At 72.2% G+C, this 18978-nt stretch carries 14 protein-coding genes and 1 riboswitch; of the genes, 11 read left to right on the forward strand and 3 right to left on the reverse strand.

Features of this window, described 5'->3' with window-relative positions; genetic code table 11:
- Window positions 1–4 precede the first annotated feature (4 nt).
- Window positions 5–949, reverse strand: coding sequence for a helix-turn-helix domain-containing protein (locus ACFYNO_RS08170; RefSeq protein WP_388007186.1), 945 nt, complete (start codon window positions 947–949; stop codon window positions 5–7).
- 103 nt (window positions 950–1052) lie between these two features.
- On the opposite strand from ACFYNO_RS08170, the gene ACFYNO_RS08175 reads away from it, so the two are divergent.
- The 11 genes from ACFYNO_RS08175 (at window position 1053) to ACFYNO_RS08225 (ending at window position 17086) form a co-directional block, all read left to right on the forward strand.
- Window positions 1053–1364 carry a hypothetical protein gene (locus tag ACFYNO_RS08175; RefSeq protein WP_388007189.1) on the forward strand — a complete coding sequence of 104 codons (312 nt, stop codon included), beginning with the start codon at window positions 1053–1055 and terminating at the stop codon, window positions 1362–1364.
- Window positions 1307–1801, forward strand: coding sequence for a GNAT family N-acetyltransferase (locus tag ACFYNO_RS08180; RefSeq protein WP_388007192.1), 495 nt, complete (start codon window positions 1307–1309; stop codon window positions 1799–1801). Before ACFYNO_RS08175 ends, ACFYNO_RS08180 begins: the two co-directional genes overlap by 58 nt.
- Window positions 1802–2198: 397 nt before the next feature.
- Window positions 2199–3101 carry a LamG domain-containing protein gene (locus ACFYNO_RS08185; protein ID WP_388007195.1) on the forward strand — a complete coding sequence of 301 codons (903 nt, stop codon included), beginning with the start codon at window positions 2199–2201 and terminating at the stop codon, window positions 3099–3101.
- A 103-nt stretch (window positions 3102–3204) separates the two neighbouring features.
- Window positions 3205–4812 (forward strand): glycosyltransferase family 2 protein, encoded by a 1608-nt coding sequence (locus tag ACFYNO_RS08190; protein ID WP_388007198.1) that lies wholly within the window; start codon window positions 3205–3207, stop codon window positions 4810–4812.
- Complete coding sequence (locus ACFYNO_RS08195; protein ID WP_388007201.1) at window positions 4809–5915, forward strand: glycoside hydrolase family 26 protein; 1107 nt, start codon at window positions 4809–4811, stop codon at window positions 5913–5915. The genes ACFYNO_RS08190 and ACFYNO_RS08195 overlap by 4 nt, the downstream gene beginning before the upstream one ends.
- Window positions 5916–5940: 25 nt before the next feature.
- Complete coding sequence (locus ACFYNO_RS08200; protein ID WP_388007204.1) at window positions 5941–7569, forward strand: ArnT family glycosyltransferase; 1629 nt, start codon at window positions 5941–5943, stop codon at window positions 7567–7569.
- 62 nt (window positions 7570–7631) lie between these two features.
- Window positions 7632–9380 (forward strand): glycosyltransferase family 39 protein, encoded by a 1749-nt coding sequence (locus ACFYNO_RS08205; protein ID WP_388007207.1) that lies wholly within the window; start codon window positions 7632–7634, stop codon window positions 9378–9380.
- Between the two features lie 63 nt (window positions 9381–9443).
- Window positions 9444–9564: riboswitch (cobalamin riboswitch) on the forward strand.
- A 158-nt stretch (window positions 9565–9722) separates the two neighbouring features.
- Window positions 9723–12158 carry a ribonucleoside-diphosphate reductase subunit alpha gene (locus ACFYNO_RS08210; protein ID WP_388007210.1) on the forward strand — a complete coding sequence of 812 codons (2436 nt, stop codon included), beginning with the start codon at window positions 9723–9725 and terminating at the stop codon, window positions 12156–12158.
- A gap of 20 nt (window positions 12159–12178) precedes the next feature.
- On the forward strand, window positions 12179–13174 hold the full coding sequence (locus ACFYNO_RS08215; RefSeq protein WP_388007562.1) for a ribonucleotide-diphosphate reductase subunit beta: 996 nt from the start codon (window positions 12179–12181) through the stop codon (window positions 13172–13174).
- Between the two features lie 101 nt (window positions 13175–13275).
- Window positions 13276–15090 (forward strand): ricin-type beta-trefoil lectin domain protein, encoded by a 1815-nt coding sequence (locus tag ACFYNO_RS08220; protein ID WP_388007213.1) that lies wholly within the window; start codon window positions 13276–13278, stop codon window positions 15088–15090.
- A gap of 163 nt (window positions 15091–15253) precedes the next feature.
- On the forward strand, window positions 15254–17086 hold the full coding sequence (locus ACFYNO_RS08225; RefSeq protein ID WP_388007216.1) for a ricin-type beta-trefoil lectin domain protein: 1833 nt from the start codon (window positions 15254–15256) through the stop codon (window positions 17084–17086).
- An 82-nt stretch (window positions 17087–17168) separates the two neighbouring features.
- Here the strand turns inward: ACFYNO_RS08225 and def are convergent, their stop codons facing one another.
- Together def and ACFYNO_RS08235 are read right to left on the reverse strand one after the other, a co-directional pair.
- A complete protein-coding gene (def, locus tag ACFYNO_RS08230) occupies window positions 17169–17795 on the reverse strand; it encodes a peptide deformylase (RefSeq protein WP_388007219.1) in 627 nt (208 codons plus the stop codon).
- A gap of 54 nt (window positions 17796–17849) precedes the next feature.
- Window positions 17850–18839 carry a tetratricopeptide repeat protein gene (locus tag ACFYNO_RS08235; RefSeq protein WP_388007222.1) on the reverse strand — a complete coding sequence of 330 codons (990 nt, stop codon included), beginning with the start codon at window positions 18837–18839 and terminating at the stop codon, window positions 17850–17852.
- Window positions 18840–18978 lie beyond the last annotated feature (139 nt).

Below are 18978 nucleotides of genomic sequence, written 5' to 3' on the forward strand. Positions count from 1 at the left end.
CCGCTCAGCCCGCGAACGCCCGCCGGTAGGCCTGCGGCGTGGTCCCCACCCGCCGCCCGAAGTGGTGCCGCAGGGTCGCCGCGTTGCCGAAGCCGACCCGGGCGGCGACCGACTCCACCGGCTCGTCCGTCTCCTCCAGCAGCCGCTGGGCGAAGAGCACCCGCTGCCCGATCAGCCAGCGCAGCGGCGTCGTCCCGGTCTCCTGCTGGAAGCGGCGGGCGAAGGTCCGCGGGGCCATGTGGGCCCGGGCGGCGAGCTGGTCCACCGTCCAGTCCCGGTCCAGCTCCACCCGCATCCACTCCAGCACCGCGCCGAACGGCCGCCCGTCGGCCTCCGGCAGCGGCCGGTTCACGTACTGCGCCTGCCCGCCCTCCCGGTGCGGCGCGACCACCATCCGCCGGGCGATCCCCCGCGCCACCTCCGCCCCCTGCAGCTTGCGCACCAGGTGCAGGCAGGCGTCGATGCCCGCCGCCGTGCCGGCCGAGGTGATCACCGGGTCCGCGTCCACGTAGAGCACGTCCGGCTCCACGGTGGCCAGCGGGAACCGCTCGGCCAGCAGGTCGGCGTACCGCCAGTGGGTGGTGCAACCGCGCCCGTCCAGCAGCCCGGCCGCCCCGAGCAGGAAGGCGCCGCTGCAGATCGACAGCACCCGGGCCCCGCGCTCCACCGCCGCCCGCAGCCCGGCGACCAGCTCCACCGGGTACTCGCCGTGCGGGTCGATCGCGGTCACCACCACCAGGTCCGCGCTCGCCAGCCGCTCCGCGCCGTGCGGCACCCGGACGCCGAACCCCGCGTGGGTGCGCAGCTCGCCGGGCCGGTCCGAGGCCAGCGCGAAGTCGTAGACCGGCAGCCCCTGGTCGCTCCGGTCCAGGCCGAACACCTCACAGGCCACGCCGAGTTCGAACGGATGGACCTCTTCCAGCACCACCGCGACGACGTTCTTCAGCATGCCCGACAGGCTAGCGCGGACGCACCGGCTCATGGCAGTAATTCGACGCAGCCGGGCATTCCTGCCACTCGTCGCCGCCTCCGGCCGCGAGCAGAGTGGAGCCATGACCTCCACCGCACTCGAATCCGCACTCGCCTTCACCGGCCTGCTCGGCGGGATCGGCCTGCTCGGCTACCTGGTCGGCCGGGACGTGGACGACGCCGCCCGCCAGGGCCGTGACAACTGGCACCGCCCGGGCGGCTACCCCACCGGTCCGGCCCGCTCCGACCGCCCGACCCCCGCCCCGCCGCAGGCCTCCGCCAAGGCCGACCACCCCCGCCGCACCGCCCCCGACCTGCGCATCGGCACACTTGTCCGATGGACATCCTCATCCGCCCCGCGACCGAGGCCGATCTCGACGCCGCCGGCGAAGTGACCGTCGAGGCCTTCGTCGGCGACGGCCACACCGACCCGGCCGGCCCCTACGCGGCCCTGCTGCGCGACGCCCGCCGCCGGACCGCCGAGGCGGAGCTGCTGGTCGCCGTCGACCCGGCCGACCAGCGGGTGCTCGGCTGCGTCACCTTCGCCGTCGGCGGCACCCCCTGGGCCGACATCGCCACCCCCGAGGAGGGCGAGATCCGGATGCTGGCCGCCGCGGCCAGCGCCCGCGGCCGCGGCGTCGGCGAGGCCCTGGTCCGCGCCTCCCTCGCCCGCAGCCGCGAACTCGGCCTGGCCGGCATGGCCTTCTCCACCCGCCCCGGCATGCGCGCCGCCCACCGGATCTACGAGCGGATCGGCTTCCAGCGCGCTCCCGAGCGAGACTGGCGCCCGGCGCCGGAGGTCGAGCTCTGGGTCTACGCGCTCCGGTTCTGAACAGTCCGGCTCCGAACACTCCCGTCCCGAACGGAGCCGTTCCGAACCATCCGCCACAGGGCGCCGAAGCCGAGCGGCCGGTGACCCCGGAAATAGTGCGACCGCGTCATGCTTGCGCCATGGGCATGGAATATGATCCCGAGCCATGACTGATGGGAGTGGCGCGCCGGAGCCGGCGCAGCCGACTAGTGGTAGATGGCAGCCGGGGGGCCCTGCGGACAACCAGCCCCCCGGTCAGTTCCCGCCTGCGGGCTCTCCGAATCCGCCCGGCCAGTTCCCACCGCATGTCCAACAATACCCCCAGGGGCAATTTCCCCCCCTCCCGTACGGACAGCAGGGCGGCGGCTACCAAGTCCCGCCGCAGGGCCAGTTCGGCCAGCAGCCGGCGGGTGCGGGAATGGACTGGGAGGCCCTGGCGGACCAGAGCGAGCAGATCGCCAAGCGCAAGCAGCGGTTCCGGCTCATGGCGATCGCGCTGGCCGTCGTCCTGGTCGGCGGCGGGGTCGGCGGCTACCTCGCCTTCGCCGGCGGCAAGAAGAAGGACGACCACCCGGTCGCGAACAGCACCGTCTCCGGCAAGCCCAGCGGCAGCCCCGCGCCCTCCGGCGACCCGGCCGCGACCCCGGCCCCGGTGATCACCACCGCCAACGGCGCACTGGCCGACAGCGGCGGTGCCTACCCGGCCACCATCGGCCCGCACGCCTACGTCTCCGAGGAGAAGGACCGCAGCGGGCACGGCCTGGAGCTCCAGGGCCAGGACGGCTCCTTCGCGCAGACCTCCGGCCCGGTGGTGGACAGCTCGCACAGCTTCACCGTCTCCGCCCTGGTCCGCAACGACGCCCCGGTCGGCAGCCGCGCGGCGGTCAGCCAGGGCACCTCGACCGGCCTCTCCTTCGAGCTGGGCCGCGAGGGCTACAACAACCAGAACAAGTGGGCGTTCAAGGTCAACACCGCCCCCGGCGACGGCATGTCCCAGGAGGCGCTCTCCCAGCAGGACGCCAGCACCGGCCGCTGGACCCTGCTGACCGGCGTCTACGACGATTCGACCCAGAAGATCAGCCTGTACGTGGACGGCGTGCTCGCCAGCAGCACCCCCGTCACCGGCGTGCTGAACATCGCCGAGCCGCTCTCCATCGGCAAGGCCGTCTACAAGGGCCAGCCGGTCGACTTCTGGAGCGGCGCCATCGCCCGGATCCAGATCTGGCACCAGGCCCTGCCGGCCGACAAGGTCTCCCAACTCTCCTCGGCCAAGGGCACCTTGAGCGACTCCCCGGCCACCGCCTCATGGATCATGGATTGACGGACGGCCCGTCCGTGCGCTGCCGTTCCCGGGTGCCGGCCCCTGCGCGAGGAAGCGCGCGGGCCGGCACACCCTCCGTTCTCGTTCGTTAGGTCTACCCGTGGTGAGCCCAGACAAGAGCGTCGCGACGGCGTTCCGCCGACGCGGCCCCGCGACCCGTCGGCGGCTGCCGCAGTCCTCCCAGCACGGCCTGCTGCCGGTGCCGCCGGACGACCAGGAGAAGTACTCCTACGCGAGACGGCACGTCTGGGTGCTGACCGTGCTGTCGCTGCTCTGCTTCAGCAGCCTGGCGGTCAGTCAGTTCCGCTTCTCCTCCTCCAGTCCGTGGTTCTGGATCTTCGCGCCGTTCCTGACCCTGATCACCCTGGACTACCTGATCTCGCTGCGGCTGGACAGCTTCACCCGGGACTTCGACCTGCGGGCGCACCGCAAGCTGGTCCGCGGCTGGAAGCCGGCCGCCTACCCGGACGTGGACGTCTTCCTGCCGGTGGCCGGCGAGCCCATCGAGGTGCTGCACAACACCTGGGGCCATGTCCGCCGGCTCACCGCGCAGTACCCGGGGACCGCCCGGCCGTACGTGCTCGACGACTCCGCGAGCCCGCAGATCGCCGCGATGGCCCAGGAGTTCGGCTTCGCCTACGTGGTCCGGCCGGACCGCGGCCGGTTCAAGAAGGCGGGCAACCTCAACCACGCGCTGGCCCGCACCGGCGGCGAGTACATCCTCATCCTGGACGCCGACTTCGCCCCCCGCGCCGACCTGCTGGAGGAGCTGCTCCCCTACCTGACCGACGACCCCAAGGTCGCCATCGCCCAGTCGCCGCAGTACTTCCGGATCCTCGACCAGCAGAACTGGATCGAGCGCGGCGCCGGTTCGGTCCAGGAGCTGTTCTACCGCTCGGTCCAGGTCTCCCGGCAGCGCAGCGGCGGTGCCATCTGCGTGGGTTCCTGCGCGGTGTACCGCCGCTCCGCCCTCGCCGAGGTCGGCGGGATCACGCTGATCGACCACTCCGAGGACATCTACACCGGCTTCGACCTGGCCAGCCGCGGCTACAACCTGGAGTACGTGCCGGTGCCGCTCTCCACCGGAGTCTGCCCGGACACCGTCGCCTCCTTCCAGAACCAGCAGTACCGCTGGTGCGCCGGCTCGCTGAGCCTGACCACCAGCAGGCGGTTCTGGCGGACCGACCTCACGTTCAACACCCGGCTCTGCTTCATCTCCGGCTTCCTGCACTACGTGCAGACCGCGATGTTCACCCTGCTGGCACCGCTGATCCCGATCTTCCTGCTGCTGCTCCGCCCGGACCTGCTGCGCGCGGAGCAGACCGCCTGGCTGCTGCCCAGCATCCTCTACACGGCGGTGGCCCTGCCGCTGTGGCACCGCAACCCGTACCGGCTGGAGGCCTGGGCGGTGCGGCTGATGTACGGCTGGGCCCATGTCTTCGCGATCTGGGACCAGCTGCGCGGCCGGGAGATCGGCTGGAAGCCCACCGGGTCGGCCGGCGCCCGGCAGAACCAGGCCACCCGGCGGTTCTGGATCGGCATGATCTGCTGGTGCGTGCCGACCGCCGTGCTCTGGGTCGGCGGTGCGCTCTACCAGTTGCTGACGCACTACCCCCCGGACTTCGCCCTCGCGCTCAGCGGCGGACTGTTCTACGCCTGCGTGGTCGGCCGGGTCCTGGTCCAGCCGCGCGCCCAGGAGGTGACGGCATGACGACCGGATCCGCCCGCGCACCCCGGGTACGCCGCACCGGCCGCCGCCGGACCGTGCCGGCCGCACTGGCCGCCGCCGCGCTGGTCGCCGGCCTGACCGGCTGCGGCACCTTCTCGGCCAGCGGCCGCAACCAGTACAACCTCGACCAGATGGGCGCCAAGCCGCTCGCCCCCACCAGCGCGCCGGCCGCGGCCCCCACCGGTCCGAGCGGCGGGCCCACCACGCCCGCGCCCGACCTGCCCTACGACGTCCGGCCGCTGCTCAGCCCGTCGCACAAGTTCTTCGGGGTCGCCGCCGAGGGCGCGCCCGACTCCATGCAGGGCGTGCAGGAGTTCACCTCGCTGGTCGGCAAGAAGCCGAACCTGGTGGAGTTCTACTCCGCCTGGGGCGACCCCTTCGACGGCGGCGGCTCCGCCAACGCCTGGGCCGCCGGCGACCTGCCCTTCATGTCCTGGGAGCCGAAGACCGTCTCGCTGGCCGACATCGCTGCGGGTAAGAGCGACGACTACATCCGCCAGGTGGCCACCGCGATCCGGGACACCAACCGCCCGCTGGCGCTGAGCTTCGGCCACGAGATGAACGGCGACTGGGGCCCCTGGGGGACCAAGCACGCCACCCCGGCCGACTTCGTGTCGGCCTGGCGGCACATCCACGACCTGTTCCAGACCATCGGCGCCACCTCGGTCATCTGGGTGTGGAGCCCGAACCAGACCAACATCGCGCACACCCCGCTGCAGCCCTACTGGCCCGGCGACGGCTACGTCGACTGGCTCGGCGTGATCGGCTACTACGGCCAGAGCGACCTGCACACCTTCAAGACCCTGTTCGAGCCGACCTTCGACGAGATCCGGGCCTTCACCCGCAAGCCCTTCCTGATCGCCGAGACCGCCGCCGCCCCCGGCGCCGGCAAGGGCGACGACATCACGGACCTGTTCACCAGCGTCGAGGCGCGGGACGACATCATCGGGTTCGTCTGGTTCAACTTCCACAAGAACGTGGCGGGCGAGACCAACTGGCGGGTCGACAGCAGCCCCTCGGCCCAGGACTCGTTCCGCCGCAACGCCGCCGACGACCGCATCGGCTTCGATGTCCGCCGGCCCTGACCGGCCGACACCGATGAGAAGGACCATGACGACCCCAGGCCAGATCCCCGCCCTCCCGCACCAGCGCCGGGCCGCCGAACCGGCGGCCCCCGCCGCGGAGGCGGCCGCCGGCGCCGCCCGGCTCCCCGGCTACTCCCTGCCGGAGCTGCCGGCCGCGGCCTGGTCGGTCGACACGCGCCGCGCCAGCCGGATCAGCCGGCTGCTGCTGCTCGGCCTGCTGGCCGTGCAGGCCGGCCTCTCGCTGCGGATGCACGGCCGCGCCTTCGAGGACGAGGCGCTCTACATCGCCGCCGGCCACCTGGAGCTCAACCACCTGCTGCACGGCACCCCGGTGCCGGGCGACTTCGGCGCCTTCTTCTCCGGCCACCCGCTGCTCTACCCGGTGCTGGCCGGCGCGGTCGACTCCTGGGGCGGCCTGACCGCCGTGCGGCTGGTCAGCCTGCTGCTGATGCTCGGCACCACGGCGCTGCTCTTCAGCATGACCCGGCGGATGTTCAGCGACCGGGCCGCGCTGGGCGCCACCGCGCTCTTCTCGGTGGTGCAGTCCACGATCTTCCTCGGCTACTTCGCCACCTTCGACGCGGCCGCGCTCTTCCTGCTCGCGGTCGCCGCCTGGCTCCTGGTGCGGACCACCGGCAAGCATCCGGCCACCGCCCTGCTCGCGGCCTTCCCGGCCGTCCTGGCGATGGCGGTCAAGTACGCGGCCGGCCTCTTCCTGCCGACGCTGCTGGTGCTGGCCCTGCTCTCGGGCGCGCCCGTGCGGCGCAACCAGGCGGTGCTCCGCGGGCTCAGCTTCGGCCTGGGCACCGGAGTCCTGCTGCTCACCGGGGCCTACTTCTCCGGTTCGCTCAACGGCCTCAACCAGACCACCACCGGCCGCGCGCACGGCACCTCCTCGCCGCTGTCGCTGGCCGACCTGTGCGCGCAGTGGGGCGGGCTGGTCTTCCTGACGGCGCTGGGCGGCGCGGTCGCCTACGTCCGGCGGGCCCGGATGGGCGAGATGCCCTGGGCGCCGAACGACACCCCCGGCCGGGTCCGGCGCATGCTGCTGGGCGCGACGCTCTGCGGCAGCGCGCTGCTCCCGCTGCTCTACCAGTCCTACCTGCACACCGACACCTCGCTCTTCAAGCACGTCGGCTTCGGCCTGCTGTTCGCCGCCCCGATGGCCGGCCTGGGCCTGTCCCGGCTGGTCGGCCCGCACTTCCGGCACCCCCAGCTGGGCATCATGCTCTACGTGGTGGTGCTGGTCTTCGGCATGGTGCAGGCGCACCACGAGTTCACCCCGCCGGACTCCACCCGGATGACCGAGGTGGTGCAGCGGCTGGAGGTGCCGAACGGCCACTACCTGGCCGAGGAGTACGAGATCCCGGCGTACTACCTGCGCGGGACCACCACCTGGGACCAGTGGCAGTCCACCTTCGCGATCGACTACGTCGGCAAGGACGGCAAGCACCACGGCGGCCCCGAGGGCTTCCACCTGGCCGTCCAGGAGGGCTACTTCAACGTCATCGTGCTGACCGGGAACGTCACCCCGGAGGCTGACGCGGCCGTCACCAGCGCGCTGCAGGGCAGTTCCACCTACCGGCTGGTCGCCACGCTGCCCTTCCACACCCAGTACGGTGACAACACCTACCGCATCTGGACCCGGCTGTGACCGGCCGCCGCACCCCCACCGCCCGCGCCGCCCGATCCGAACCCACCGACGGAGAAGACCTCATGAGCCTGGATGAGGCATCCGCCGTCGAGGCCGCCGGGCCCGAGCCCGAACCCGAGCCGGCGGCCGCCGAGCCCGGACCGCGCCCGTCCGGCGGCCGGGCGGCCCGCCGGCAGGCCCAGGCGCGCCGGCCGCGGGGGCGCAAGCCGCCGGAGGAGGAGGCCGCGAGCACGCCGGCCCCGGAGCCGCCGGAGGACCCCGCGCCGCAGGGGCCCCCGCACCCCTCGGGCGGGCCGCTGGCCTCCGCGGCGCTCTTCCTGCTCCCGGCCGCGGTCACCCTGGTGCTCTGCCTCAACCAGATCGGCCGCCGGCAGGTGTGGCGCGACGAGCACGCCAGCTGGTGGGCCTCCACGCTGTCCCTGACGGACCTGAGCAAGCTGATCCACAACGTGGACATCGTGCTGCTCCCCTACTACCTGTTCCTGCACGTCTGGATCGACGTCTTCGGCGACTCGGCCACCGCCCTGCGGCTGCCCTCCGCGATCGCCATGGCGCTGGCCGCCGGCCTGCTGGCGCTGCTCGGGCGCCGGCTCTTCACCCCCGCCGTGGGCCTGCTGGCGGGCCTGCTGATGGCCGCGGTGCCCAGCGTCACCCGGTACGGCCAGGAGGCCCGCCCGTACGCCTTCGCGGTGCTGATCACCGTCGTCTCCACCCTGCTGCTGGTCCGGGCGCTGGACCGGCGCTCGCTGAAGGCCTGGACCGCCTACACGGTCACCGTGCCGCTGCTCGGCTGGACCCACCTGGTGACCCTGTGCCTGCTGGCCGGCCACCTCGCCGCGGTGCTGACCGGCACCAGGCGGGCCGACCGGGTGCCCCGCTGGGCGTTCACCGCGGCGGTGGCCACCGGGGGCTCGCTGACCGTCCCCATGGCCCTCCAGGGCTCCACGCAGAGCGCCCAGGTCGCCTGGAACAAGACCGGCCTGGCCGATCTGAAGGCCTATCCGGACACCCTCTTCCTCTCCTGGCACCTCGGCCTCGGGCTGATGGCGGTCGGCCTGCTGGGCCTGCTGGCGGCCCGCCGGCACGCCGCCCTGCTCGCCGGCTGGACGCTGCTGCCGCCGCTGGCCACCTTCGCCACCGCGAGCTGGCTCCACCTCTTCCTCAACCGCTACCTGCTCTTCACCGTGCCCGGGTGGGCCCTGCTCGCCGCCGCGGCGGTCTGCCGGGTGGCCGCCCCGGTGGCCCGGGGCTCCCGGGTGGCGCTGCCGCGGGCCGTGCTCTGCTGGCTGCTGGCCGGCGCCGCGGCGGCCGGGGTCGGCTGGACCGCCCGGCCGGAGATCGGGGCCACCCACCGCGACCTGGTGGGCGAGCCGGACTACGACCAGCTGACCCGGATCATGCTGGGCGACCAGCGCCCGGGCGACGGCATCGTCTACAGCAGCACCGTGATGGCCCGGATGTCGATGGCCTACGAGCTGCGCCACGTCCAAACCGCGCCCAGGGACATCCTGCTCCAGCGCTCCGCCGCCGGCCTCGGGCTGTACTCGGCCGAGGAGTGCGACGACCCGGACGCCTGCGCGGCCAACACCAACCGGATCTGGCTGGTCGCCACCGGCACCGGCGCGGACCCGTACGCGGCCCTCCCGCCGCAGACCGCGGAGCTCCTGCGCACCCAGTTCCAGGCCACCCGGACCGATGTCCTGGCCCAGGTCCGGCTGCTCCTGCTGGAGCGGGTCCACCCGTCCCGCCGGGCCTCCGCGGCGGACGACCTCGGCAACCACAACGTGCAGATGGCGCCCGGAACCAGTTGACCCTGTGTTGGGTCTCTACCACGTCGCGACACTACATATGGGCTTGCATGGCCCAAGCTCCACTACATGTATGCTCACTACCGCTGTCGAAGCAGGGGAACCCGGTGCGATTCCGGGGCTGCCCCGCAGCGGTGAGCGGGGCTGCCCGCGAGTCCGATGACCTGCCGTCAGCGTGCCTACCGGTCTTCCCGCCGAGACCCGACAGCACTTGTACGAAACGTCCGGGCCTCGCGGGTGGGCCAGGGTGATGGCGCGTGCCGGGGCAGTCCGGCGCGCCGGTCTCCCCTGCCCCCGCGCGGCCCCGGACACCCCGCCGTCCGCCGCCACAGGAGAGAGTGCGCCTTGACCGTCGCCGCCTCAGTTGCCCTGCCCTCACAGGGGCTCGCCGACAGCCCGTCCGACCCCGGTGCGGACCTGTTGCGACTGCTCACCGACCGGAGCGCCGACCTCCCCCAGGTGGATCCCGGCCACGTCGCCGCCGCCGCGCTGCGCGGCCGTCACGCCGGTTCGGACTTCGCCGAACTGCGCGGACTGGCCGTGGACGCCGCCGCTTCGATGATCGCCGAGGACCCCCAGTACTCGAAGCTCGCCGCCCGCCTGCTGGCCCGCGAGATCGAGGACGAGGCGGTCTCCCAGGGTGCCGTCAGCTTCGCCGCCTCGGTGGCCGTGGGCCACGCCGAGGGCCTGATCGGCGACACCACCGCCGAGTTGGTGGCCAAGCACGCGGACGCCTTCAACGCGCTGGTCGACCCGCACGGCGATGACCGGTTCGAGTACTTCGGCCTGCGCACCGTGCAGTCCCGCTACCTGCTGCGCCACCCGATCACCCGCAAGGTGGTGGAGACCCCGCAGTACTTCCTGCTCCGGGTCGCGGCGGGCCTGGCGGTCGGCGACTCCGCGCAGTCGGTGGCCGAGGTGGCCGAGCTGTACCGCCTGATGAGCCGGCTGGAGTACCTGACCAGCTCCCCCACCCTCTTCAACTCCGGCACCCGGCACCCGCAGATGTCCAGCTGCTACCTGCTGGACTCGCCGCTGGACAACCTGGACTCGATCTACAACCGGTACGCCCAGATCGCCCGGCTCTCCAAGCACGCCGGCGGCATCGGCCTCTCCTACAGCCGGATCCGCTCCCGGGGCAGCCTGATCCGCGGCACCAACGGCAAGTCCAACGGCATCGTGCCGTTCCTGCGCACCCTGGACTCCTCGGTGGCGGCGGTCAACCAGGGCGGCCGGCGCAAGGGCGCGGCCTGCGTCTACCTGGAGACCTGGCACGCGGACATCGAGGAGTTCCTGGAGCTGCGGGACAACACCGGCGAGGAGGCCCGCCGGACCCACAACCTCAACCTGGCGCACTGGATCCCGGACGAGTTCATGCGCCGGGTCAACGCCAACGCCGACTGGTCGCTCTTCTCCCCGGCCGACGTGCCCGAGCTGGTCGACCTGTGGGGCGAGGAGTTCGACGAGGCCTACCTGAAGGCCGAACAGGCCGGCAAGGCCGTCCGCACCATCCCGGCACAGACCCTCTACGCCCGGATGATGCGCACCCTGGCGCAGACCGGCAACGGCTGGATGACCTTCAAGGACGCCTCCAACCGGGCCGCCAACCAGACCGCGCTGCCGGGCCGCACGGTGCACTCCTCCAACCTGTGCACCGAGATCCTCGAGGTCACCGACGACTCGGAGACCGCGGTCTGCAACCTCGGCTCGGTCAACCTGGGCGCCCACGTGGCCGACGGCGCCTCCGCCGCCGACCTGCTGAACGCGATGGACTGGGAGCGGCTGGACGCCACCGTGCGCACCGCGGTGACCTTCCTGGACCGCGTGGTGGACATCAACTTCTACCCGACCACCGAGGCCGGCACCTCCAACTCCCGCTGGCGGCCGGTCGGCCTGGGCGTGATGGGCCTCCAGGACGTCTTCTTCAAGCTGCGGCTGACCTTCGACTCGCCCGAGGCGAAGGAGCTCTCCACGCTGATCGCCGAGCGGATCATGCTAACCGCCTACGAGCGCTCCAGCGAGCTGGCCGAGCAGTTCGGCCGGCACCCGGCCTACGCCGAGACCCGGGCGGCCCGCGGCCAGCTGCACATCGACCACTTCTTCACAGACCAGCACAGCGAGGGCGCCCCGCACTGGCAGGAGCGCTGGGACGAGCTGCGCGCCACCATCGCCCGCACCGGCCTGCGCAACTCGCTGCTGCTGGCGATCGCCCCGACCGCCACCATCGCCTCGATCGCCGGCGTCTACGAGTGCATCGAGCCGCAGGTCTCCAACCTCTTCAAGCGCGAGACCCTGTCCGGCGAGTTCCTCCAGGTCAACCCGTACCTGGTGAAGGAGCTCAAGGACCTGGGCGTCTGGGACCAGCAGACCCGGGACGCGCTGCGCGACGCCAACGGCTCGGTGCAGGAGCTGAACTGGCTGCCCGAGGAGGTGCGCGAGCTCTACCGCACCGCCTGGGAGCTGCCGCAGCGGGCGCTGATCGACCTGGCCGCCGCGCGCCAGCCGTACATCGACCAGAGCCAGTCGCTGAACCTCTTCATGGCGGCGCCGACCATCGGCAAGCTCAGCTCGATGTACGCCTACGCCTGGAAGGTCGGTCTCAAGACCACCTACTACCTGCGCTCGCGCCCCGCGACCCGGATCGCCCAGGCCGCCTCCGGCGCGGCCCGCCCCGCGACCGCGGCCCCCGTCAGCATCCCCTCCCCCACCATGACCCAGGCCGAACAGGACGCCATCGCCTGCTCCCTGGAGAATCCCGAGTCCTGCGAGGCCTGCCAGTGACCACTCCTGACAAGCGGAAGATGCTGCTCGACCCCGGCTTCGAGCTGACCCTGCGTCCGATGCGCTACCCGTCCTTCTACGACCGGTACCGGGACGCGATCAAGAACACCTGGACCGTGGAGGAGGTGGACCTGCACTCCGACGTCGCCGACCTGGCCAAGCTGAGCGAGGGCGAGCGCCACCTGATCGGCCGTCTGGTCGCCTTCTTCGCCACCGGTGACTCGATCGTCGCCAACAACGTGGTGCTGAGCCTCTACAAGCACATCAACTCCCCCGAGGCCCGGCTCTACCTCTCCCGGCAGCTGTTCGAGGAGGCCGTGCACGTCCAGTTCTACCTGACCCTGCTGGACACCTACCTGCCCGATCCCGAGGACCGCACGGCGGCCTTCGCGGCGGTGGAGAACATCCCCTCCATCCACCAGAAGGCGCAGTTCTGCTTCACCTACATGAACGCGGTCGACCACCTCGACTCGCTGCAGAGCAAGGAGGACCGCCGGGCCTTCCTGCTCAACCTGATCTGCTTCGCCGCCTGCGTCGAGGGCCTGTTCTTCTACGGCGCCTTCGCCTACGTCTACTGGTTCCGCAGCCGCGGCCTGCTGCACGGCCTGGCCACCGGCACCAACTGGGTGTTCCGCGACGAGTCCATGCACATGGACTTCGCGATGTCGGTGGTCGACACCGTCCGCGAGGAGGAGCCCGACCTCTTCGACGACAAGATGGCCCAGCAGGTCACCGAGATGCTGGAGCAGGCCGTCGAGGCCGAGCTCCAGTTCGCCCGCGACCTCTGCGGCGAGGGCCTGCCCGGCATGAACACCGAATCCATGCGCCAGTACCTGGAGGCCGTCGCCGACCAGCGCCTGGCCCGCCTGGGCATGCCGATCCGCTACGGTTCCACCAACCCGTTCGGCTTCATGGAGCTGCAGAACGTCCAGGAGCTGACCAACTTCTTCGAGCGCCGGGTCTCGGCCTACCAGGTCGCGGTCGAAGGATCGGTCTCGTTCGACGACGAGTTCTGACCAATCGTCCGAACTCCCCTCCAGGGCTTCATGGTTCTCCCATACCGTTGCTCTGCGGCCCGCCTCCGCGTGCCGCAGGGCAACGGGAGGAAGAACCATCCATGGGGGAACACCGCCTGCTCTGGCCCGGCCGGAGCGGCTCACCTGCCCGCCGCCTGCTGCTGTTCCTCGCAGCCGGCGCACTCACGACCGGCACGGCCGCTCCGGCCCTCGCCGACACCACCGCCCCGGCCCGCCCGGCCGCGGCCGCCCCGTCCGTCCCCGGTGACATCGACGGGGACGGCGTCCCCGACCTGGTGCTGCCCGACCCGTCCGGCGACGGCAACCTGATCGCGCTCACCGCCGGCAGTGCGCCGAACGGCCGGGCCCGGGTGGTCTCCACCGCGGCCCAGAGCCCCGAGCACGACAGCTGGCGGGACTACAAGGTCGCCCACTTCGGCAGCCTCAGCGGCACCGGACCGGACGACCTGTTCGCGCTCAACCTGGTCTCGCACAAGCTCTACACCTACCGCAACGACACCGTCGCGGGCGGCACCGCCGGCCAGTTCACCATCGCCGCGGACGTGGCCGCGCCGGCCAAGCCGGCCTGCGTAGCGCCCTGCGCCAGCGGCTTCTACCCCTCGGACTGGAGCCGGTCCGGCTCGCTGGTGGCGCTGCGCGGGCGCAATGGCAGCGCCTCACCCGACCTGGTGGTCACCGAGCTGAACAACGGCGCGGCCTGGCAGTTCTCGACCTCGACCGCCGGGCTCACCAACCCTGTCTGGGACGCCTACCTCCAGGGCGAGCTGCTGGCACCGGCCACCGCCGACGGCAGCATCCTGTTCTGGGACCGCGACCCCGCCACCGGCGCCATCTGGCACCTCCCGGTCACCGGTTACAGCAGCTACGACGGCAAGCCCCTGTTCGGCACCGAGCTGAGCACCCAGCTGACTCCGCAGCCGCTGCAGAACACCCTCTACAAGCCCTGCGCCCGAGTCACCGCGAGCGCCGACGGCACCCCGGTCCTGATGAACGACTGCGCCGAGGACGCCGCCTGGGCATACTCCTCCGACGGCACCCTGCACTCCCGCGGCAAGTGCCTGGACGCCACCGGCGCCGGTACCGCCGACGGCACCCCGGTCGAGCTGTGGCAGTGCAACGGCGGCGCCAACCAGGTCTGGCAGACCACCCCGGCCGGTGGGCTGCTCAACCCGGTCTCCGGGCGCTGCCTGGACGACCCGAACGGCGACATCACCACCACGGCCCAGGTGCAGCTGTGGGACTGCAACGGCGGCGCCAACCAGATCTGGCTGTCCGTCAGGTCGCAGAGCGGGAACCGGTTCCCGACCTCCGCCCCGGTTCTGCCGATCGACTTCTCGGCCGAGACCGCCCCGCTGGCCCTCGCCCCCGGCGACCTCACCAACGGCAGCCCCGACCTCTACACGGTCGGCCCCGACGGCACCGTCACCCAGTACCCGGGCGCCCAGGCCGTCAACGGCGTCCCGCAGTTCGGCGCGCCCCGGGTGATCGCCGACCTGGCCGTCGCCCCGGCCGTCGCACTGCGCAGCGTCGGCGTCCCCGGCAAGTGCGTCGACGACCAGAACTTCCAGACCGCCGACAACACCGCGGTCGAGCTCTGGGACTGCAACGGCGGGGCCAACCAGCACTGGACCCAGGGCCCGGACCTCTCACTGCGGTTCGGCGGCAAGTGCCTCACCGTCCCGGGCCAGGCGACCGTCAACGGCGGTCGGAGCGAGCTGACCGGCTGCGGCGTCCCCGGCGCCCAGCACTGGCTGCCCCGGTCCGACGGCTCGTTCTACTCCCCCGAGGCCAACCGCTGCCTGGACGACCCGGACTGGGCCGGCGGCAACGGCACCACGATCGACGTGTGGGACTGCGACGGCGGCACCAACCAGCAGTGGACGGCCACGCCCTGAACCGAGCGGTGACTGGGCGTCACCACCACTGGCGGGCGCGCCCGTGCGGCGGCCTCGCGGGCTGACTGTTCATCCGAACTGCTTTGCGAGCCTTCACGTTCCTCTCATACGCTCTCCCCCGCAGCACGACACATGCTGCGGGGGAACAGAGAGGATCCACCCAATGGGGGAAACCCGTCTGCCCCGGCTCGGCCGGGACAGCTCAGCTACTCACCACCCACTGCCGCTCGCTTTCACCGACCGCAGCGGCCGGCTGGCTCGCCTGACGCACCGTCTGGTACTCGGCACCGCCGTCACCGGCCTGCTGCTCGGCGGGGCCGGCCTGGCGACCGCGGCTCCGCAGACCGCCGCTTCGGCCACCAGCGCGGCCGCCGTCCCCGGTGACATCGACGGCGACGGCATCCAGGACCTGGTGCTGCCCGACCCCTCCGGCAACGGCAACCTGATCGCGCTCACCGCCGGCACCGCGTACGCCCCGCAGCGGGTGCTCTCCACCGCGGCCCAGAGCCCCGAGCACGACAGCTGGCGCGACTACCGCATCGCCCACTTCGGCAGCCTGACCGGCACCGGGCCGGACGACCTGTTCGCGCTCAACGTGGTCTCGCACCAGCTCTACCTCTACCGCAACGACGCCGCGACCGGCGGGACCGCGGGTCAGTTCACCAACGCCGCGGGGATCACCAAGCTGGCCCGACCCGCCTGCAACACGGCCGGCCTGCGCTGCTCCTTCTACAAGGCGGACTGGACCGACGTCGACCAGATCGTCGCCGGGCCCGACCACAACGGTGGTACCAGCCCCGCGCTGTACGACGTGGAGAACGGTTCGATCTTCTCGTTCAGCTGGTCCGGCAGCGGCCTCACCAACGGGGTCAACCTCGGCGCCTTCTACGGCACCACGCTGCTGAGCGCCACCGTCGCCGGCGCGCCCACCCTGTGGGCGCGCGACGACACCACGGGAGCCCTGTTCACCAAGCAGCTGTCCTTCACCCAGGCCGGGCTGCCGACCGGTGACTTCACCGGGGCACAGACCTTCCTGGACTCCAACCTGCGCGAGCCCGGCACCGGCGCCTGGATGGGTGCCGCCCCCGCCGACAGCACCACCGGCAGCCAGGTGCAGTTCCTTCCGCCCAACACCAACCAGTGGGTGTTCGGCACCGACGGCACGGTGCGGGCGTTCGGGAAGTGCCTGGACGCCACCGGCAACGGCACGGCCAACGGCACCAAGCTGGAGGTGTGGGACTGCAACGGGGGCGCCAACCAGCAGTGGACCGTCGGTGCCCACGGCATCCTGGTCAACCCGGTCTCCGGCCGCTGCGTGGACAACCCCTACGGGGCCAACGTGTCCGGCACCCAACTGCAGCTCTGGGACTGCAACGGCGGCACCAACCAGCAGTGGACCGCCGGCGGGGCGTTGAGCCCGATCCTGCCGGTCAGCGCCATCGCGGAGACGGCCGCGTCCCTCTTCGCCCCTGGCGACACCACCAACGGCAACCCGAACCTCTACGCGCTGAGCCCCGACGGCGTGCTCACCGAGTACCCCGGCGCGTCCGCGGTCTCCGGCATCGCCCAGTTCGGCGCCCCGCAGACCATCGGACTGGTCCGCCCGGGCCACGTCCGAATCCAGTCGGCCGACGTGTCCGGCAAGTGCGTGGACTCCCCGTGGGGCAACACCGCGATCGGCACCGCGACCAACCTGTTCAGCTGCAACGGCGGTTCCAACCAGGTCTGGACGCTGGCCACCGACCTGACGGTCCGGATGGGTTCGCACTGCGTCGGCTTCGACCCCAACGCCCTCACCCAGCCGATCTTCCTGGACCGGTGCAGCCGCGGCCGCATCCAGTGGTGGGCCACCAACCCGAACGGCTCCTTGCAGGTCTCGTCGGGCTACGGCTGCCTGACCGACCCCAACGGCAGTGCCGTCGACCCCACCCAGCTCCAGCTGGCGGCCTGCACCGGCGCCCCGGGCCAGAAGTGGACCCTGGTCACCGCAGCCTGACCGGAGGTCAGTACGCCTGACCGAACACCAGGGCCGCCGCCCCACCCGGGGCGGCGGCCCTGACGCCGTCTCAGCGCCCTGCTCAGTCGTTCGGCACCGTCGCGTACTTCGCCGTGCCCTCGGCCATCTGCCGCAGCGCGTCCTTGCGGTCGCGCTTGGAGAGCCGGTCGATGTAGAGGTAGCCGTTCAGGTGGTCGGTCTCGTGCTGCAGGCAGCGGGCGAAGAAGCCGGTGCCCTCGACCCGGATCGGGTTGCCGTGCTTGTCCTGGCCGGTGACCGCCGCGTAGTCGGGGCGGGCCAGCTCGGCGTAGGCGGTGGGGACGGAGAGGCAGCCCTCGTTGCCGTCGTCCAGGGTGCGGCGGTCCACCGGGAGCTCTTCGAGCACCGGGTTGATGATGTGGCCGATGTGCCGGGTGTTCTGGTCGTCCGGGCAGTCGTAGACGAAGACCTTGGCGTCCACGCCGATCTGGTTGGCCGCCAGGCCGACGCCCTCGGCCGCGTACATCGACTGGAACATGTCGTCGATCAGCGCCGACAGCTTCTCGTCGAACTCGGTGACCTGCTTGCACTCGCGGTGCAGCACCGGGTTGCCGACCACCGTGATCGGGCGCGCGGTGCCCTTGGAGAGGTCGGGCTCCTCACCGACCACCTGGACCGGGGCGGCCGGCTCCTCGTGCTCGTGGGTGTGGTCGTCGTGCTGCTCGGCCATCTGTCCGCTCCTGTAGCGCGCCTGCTGGGTAACCCTCCAAGCCTAAGGGGCCGGTCAGCAGACCTCCTCCACGTCCCGGTAGGCGCGGGTGGTCGGGGAGGCCGCGACCCAGCGGTCCAGCAGCATCCGGACCAGTCCGGCGGGCGCGGCGATGCCGCACTCGCGCTCGGTCAGCCAGCCGTCCGCGCCGCTGCCCTGGCTGAGGTGGCTCAGGTGGCCGGGGTGCGCCGCGTCGCCGTCGTCGTGCGGGTCGTGGTGCGCGGTGTGGCCGTCGTCGGCGGCCATCCGGCTCTCCGAGCAGGCCCGGCAGAGCAGCCGCACCGAGGAGGTCCAGTCCTCGGCCGCGTAGCCGGCCTCGGCGACCAGCCGCTCCAGCGCGTCCCGGTCGGGCTCGGTGGCGGCCTGCAGCAGCACCACGTAGGTCGGCACCGGGGACGGCGCCCACAGCTCGATCTCGTCGAAGACCGGGTAGGCGGTGCCGTTCGCCACCCGCTCGCCGTGCGGGGCGCCGTCGTGCAGCACCACCTCGCCCCAGCGGCGGCCGGAGGAGGGCAGCGGGATGGACAGCACCTCGACCCGGGCCGGATCGAGCCTCCGGCCCCACACCACCTCGGACTCGCCCTCCGGGGAGAGCCGCACCGGCGTGGTGCCCAGGTCCAGCCGGACCGGGCCCTCGACCGCGCTGCCCGGGCCGCCGGGCAGCTTCAGCCCGTAGGCCTGCCAGGCCCGGCGGGCCAGCGGCCAGTCCTGCAGGGCGGTGGCGGTGATGCCCAGGTTCCACCAGTCGGGCGCGCCCTGGTCGCGGTCGAGCAGCGCCACCGCGCGCAGGCCGGCCACCCGGGCCTGCTCCCAGTCCCGGCGGAACTTGTGCAGCAGCGCCAGGTTGAACCAGGAGTCGGAGAGCCAGGGCTCCAGGTCGGCGGCCATCACCAGCAGGGCGCCGGCGTCCTCGTAGCGCCCGTCGCCGATCAGCGTGAAGGCCCGGTCGGTCGTCTGCCGCCAGGTGGCGGACGGCCGATGCCGTGCCCGGTGGAAGATCTTCACGTTGCCCTGCCGCCTGTCCGCTCGGTCCTGCTGAGTCCTACTGGTCCCTGTGTGTCCGGTGGGCTCGCCGTCGCCCAACTGCGCAGTGGTCGGAGCCGGGGCCGGCCGATCCCCGGTTCGGGTACTTCCACGCTATGAC

This window comes from Kitasatospora sp. NPDC006697, from assembly GCF_042869935.1.
Taxonomy (GTDB): domain Bacteria; phylum Actinomycetota; class Actinomycetes; order Streptomycetales; family Streptomycetaceae; genus Kitasatospora.